Annotated in this window: 1 protein-coding gene; it reads left to right on the top strand. The window is 71.7% G+C overall.

Annotation, left to right across the window (positions count from 1 at the left end):
* Nucleotides 1-47 precede the first annotated feature (47 nt).
* The coding region (locus FV228_RS31330; RefSeq protein WP_147857930.1) for a glycosyltransferase at nucleotides 48-792 on the top strand (745 nt) is incomplete at its 3' end.

Here is a 792-nt window from a genome sequence, read left to right as displayed (position 1 = left end):
GCCCCGCCCACCGATCCCCTTGCCCTCTCGATCCCGGAAGCTTCGTCATGAGCGACGTCCCCGTGCTCTCGGTCATCATCCCGACCTACAACCGCGCCGACACGCTGCGCCTGTGCCTGCGGGCCTTCGACCGGCAGACCACCGATCGGCCGTTCGAGATCGTCGTCTGCGACGACGGCTCCGCCGACGCCACCGGCACGGTGATCAGCCACGCGGTCGCCACCGGGCGCATCCCGGTCGTGCACCTGCGCCAGGAGAATGCCGGCGCCAACGCGGCCCGGAACCGGGCGATCGCGTCGGCCCGGGGCGAGCGCCTCTTGATCGTCAACGACGACACGATCCCGGCTCCCAGCCTCGTCGACGCGCATCTCGCAGCCCATGCCAGGCGGGGCGGACGCGAGACCGCGATCCTCGGGCGCATGACCATCGACCCGGCCCTGCCGTTCTCGCCGTTCTCCGCCCTGCACCACGACGCGTCGTACGACGCGCTCGCGGGCCGGGTGGAAGTCGGCTGGGACGCCTTCCTGACCTGCAACGTCAGCGTCGACCGACGGCTGCTCGAAGAGGCGGGAGGCTTCGATCCGCGCCTGACCTGGCACGAGGACATCGAACTCGGCGAGCGGCTGGCCCGGCGCGGCATGCACCTGTTCTACGAGCCGGAGGCGCTGGCCTATCACCACCATCTCCTGGACGAGACCGCCTACCTGCGCATCGCCGAGCGCGAGGGGGCGGCCCTGGTGCTGTGGTACCGCAAGCGCCCGGACCTCGCGCCCGACCTCACCCGGCTCGGCC

Origin of the sequence: Methylobacterium sp. WL18 (assembly GCF_008040015.1) — a bacterium.
GTDB lineage: Bacteria > Pseudomonadota > Alphaproteobacteria > Rhizobiales > Beijerinckiaceae > Methylobacterium > Methylobacterium mesophilicum.
Note: the sequence above shows the minus strand (reverse complement) of the source record. Positions and strands in the feature narration are given on the sequence as shown.